General features: G+C 73.9%; 3 protein-coding genes. All 3 read right to left on the bottom strand.

What is annotated here, in order from left to right:
• A partial coding sequence (locus ACFVWY_RS35545) for a type I polyketide synthase (RefSeq protein ID WP_389879043.1) occupies nucleotides 1–1,757 on the bottom strand: 1,757 nt, incomplete at its 3' end.
• 26 nt (nucleotides 1,758–1,783) lie between these two features.
• Nucleotides 1,784–1,906: a hypothetical protein gene (locus tag ACFVWY_RS35540; RefSeq protein WP_389879042.1), complete on the bottom strand. Its 123-nt coding sequence runs from the start codon at nucleotides 1,904–1,906 to the stop codon at nucleotides 1,784–1,786.
• On the bottom strand, nucleotides 1,903–2,802 hold a 900-nt coding region (locus tag ACFVWY_RS35535; protein ID WP_389879041.1), incomplete at its 5' end, for a beta-ketoacyl reductase. The genes ACFVWY_RS35540 and ACFVWY_RS35535, both read right to left, overlap by 4 nt.

Below are 2,802 nucleotides of genomic sequence, written 5' to 3'. Positions count from 1 at the left end.
GCGTCGAACACGGGGTAGGCGGCGGCGAGTTCGAGGCCCATACGGGCGCGCTGGGCGCCCTGCCCGGTGAACAGGAACGCCGTCTTCCCGCTCACCGGGCGGCCCTGGATGACACCGGCTGCGGGCTCACCCGCGGCCAGTGCGGTGAGCCCGGTGAGGAGCTCTTCCCGGTCCCTGGCCACGACGACCGCACGGTGCTCCAGCTGGGCGCGTGTGGTCGCGGCGGAGAACGCGGTGTCGAGCAGGCCGGTTTCCGGGCGGGCGGCCAGGTGGGCGCGCAGCCGCTCCGCCTGCGCACGCAGCGCGGGCTCGTCGCGGCCGCTCACGATCACCGGCAGCGAGGCCGGACCGTGCCCGGTCGCGGGTCCGTTGGCCTCGGCGGCTTCGCCGGGAGCGGCGGAGGCCGGGGCCTCCTCGATGATCACGTGGGCGTTGGTTCCGCTGATGCCGAAGGAGGAGACGCCCGCACGGCGCGGGCGGCCCTCGGCGGCGGGCCACTGCTCGGCCTCGGTCAGCAGGCGCACCTCACCCGAGGTCCAGTCCACGTGCGGGGACGGGGCGTCCACGTGGAGGGTCGCGGGCATGGTGTCGTTCTGCATCGCCATGACCATCTTGATCACGCTGGCGACACCTGCGGCGGCGGAGGTGTGGCCGATGTTGGACTTGATGGAGCCCAGGCGGAGCGGGCCGTGCTCGCGGTCCTGGCCGTAGGTGGCCAGGAGCGCCTGCGCTTCGATCGGGTCGCCCAGGCGGGTGCCGGTGCCGTGACCGTCGACCAGGTCGACGTCCTTGGCCTCAAGTCCGGCGTTGGCGAGTGCCTGGCGGATGACGCGTTCCTGGGACGGTCCGTTGGGGGCGGTGAGGCCGTTGGAGGCGCCGTCCTGGTTGACGGCGCTGCCGCGGACCACAGCGAGGACGCGGTGGCCCTTGCGGCGGGCCTCGGAAAGGCGCTCCATCACGACCAGGCCGACTCCGTCGGAGAAGCCCGTGCCGTCCGCCCCGGCCGCGTACGGCTTGCAGCGGCCGTCGGCGGCGAGGCCGCGCTGACGGCTGAACTCGACGAGGAGGAAGGGGCTGCCGAGCACGGTGACACCGCCGACCAGGGCGAGGGAGCACTCGCCGGAGCGCAGGGACTGCGCCGCGAGGTGCATGGCGACCAGGGAGGACGAGCAGGCCGTGTCCACGGAGACGGCCGGGCCTTCCAGGCCCAGGGTGTAGGCGACCCGGCCCGAGACGACGCTGGCGGTCTTGCCGGCGAGGCGGAAGCCCTCCAGGTCGGGCGCGCTCTCGCCACCGTATTCGGAGGAGACTGTTCCGCAGAACACTCCGGTGTCCCCGCCGCGCAGCGAGGTCGGGTCGATGCCCGCGTGCTCCAGGGCCTCCCAGGCGGCCTCGAGGACGATCCGCTGGGTGGGGTCGGTGGCCAGGGCCTCGCGGGGGCTGATCCCGAAGAAGCCCGCGTCGAAGTCGCCGACGCCGTCGACGAAGCCGCCGCCGGTGGCGTACACCTTGCCGGTCTGTTCGGGGTCGGGGTCGTACAGGTTCGCCAGGTCCCAGCCGCGGTCGTCCGGCAGGGGGGTGATGGCGTCGCGGCCCTCGGCGAGGAGCTGCCACAGTTCCTCGGGCGAGCTGACCCCGCCCGGGTAACGGCAGCTCATGCCCACGATCGCGAGCGGTTCCGTGGACTGGGAGAGGAGCCGCCGGTTCTGGAGCCGGAGACGCTCGGTCTCCTTCAGGGACTTGCGGAGCGCCTCGATGAGGTCCTTCTGGTCTGCCATGGGTGCTAGCGCTCCTCGTGCGGTCGTGCGGTGGCTGCCGCCGGGTCCGTGACGGCCGGGCCCGTGACGGCCGGGGCCGTCAGCGGGCGTGCGGCTGCCGCCCGGGCCGAGATGGGTGCGGTGCTCACGCGGCGTCCTCCTGCGTCATGCGGATGAGGGCCTCGACGTCCATCTCGTCGATGGACTCGGAGTCCTCGGCGGGCCCGGTGGTCCCCTCCGGGTCGCCTGCGGCGAGTTCGAGGAGGGCGTCGAGCAGGCCCGCGGAGCGGAGCCGGCCGAGCGGGATGGCGGCGAGGGCCTCGCGGATCCGGTCCTCCTCGGAGGACTGCTGTCCGGTGGCGACGGCGCCTTCGGTGGCCAGCGGGACCAGGTAGCGGGTGACGGCGGCCGGGTTCGGGTGGTCGAAGACCAGGGTGGTGGGAAGCCGCAGGCCGGTGGCCTGGGTGAGGCGGTTGCGCAGTTCGACGCCTGCGAGGGAGTCGAACCCGAGGCTCTTGAAGGCCCGCTCGGCCTCGACGGCATCGGGCGAGGAGTGTCCGAGTACGGCTGCCACCTGGCCGCGTACGAGATCCAGTACGACGCGTTCCCACTCGTCCTGCGGCACCGCCGCCAGGGTCTGGGCGAGCGAGCCCGCGCCGGAGCCGGAACGGCGGGCGGGCACCTTGGCGAGCCTGCGCAGCAGTCCGGGCAGCAGCCCGGCCCGGGCCTGGGCGCGCAGGGCCGCCTGCTCAAGGAGTACGGGCACCACGAGCGAGGCGTCCGACTTCTGGGCCTGGTCGAAGAGCTCCAGGCCGAGCTCGTTGGAGATGGCGCCGAAGCCCATGCGCTCCACGCGGGCCAGTTCGGCGGCGTCGAGCTCGCCCGTCATGCCGGTGGCGTCGGCCCACAGGCCCCACGCCTGCGAGACGGCGGGCAGGCCGAGGGCGTGCCGGTGGGCGGCGAGGGCGTCGAGGGTGGCGTTGGCCGCGGCGTAGTTGCCCTGGCCGGGGCTGCCGATGAGGGCGGCCACGGAGGAGAACAGGAC

Source organism: Streptomyces sp. NPDC058195, from assembly GCF_042883525.1.
GTDB lineage: Bacteria > Actinomycetota > Actinomycetes > Streptomycetales > Streptomycetaceae > Streptomyces.
The sequence above is the reverse complement of the archived record's forward strand: the minus strand, read 5'-3'. Positions and strand labels throughout refer to the sequence as shown.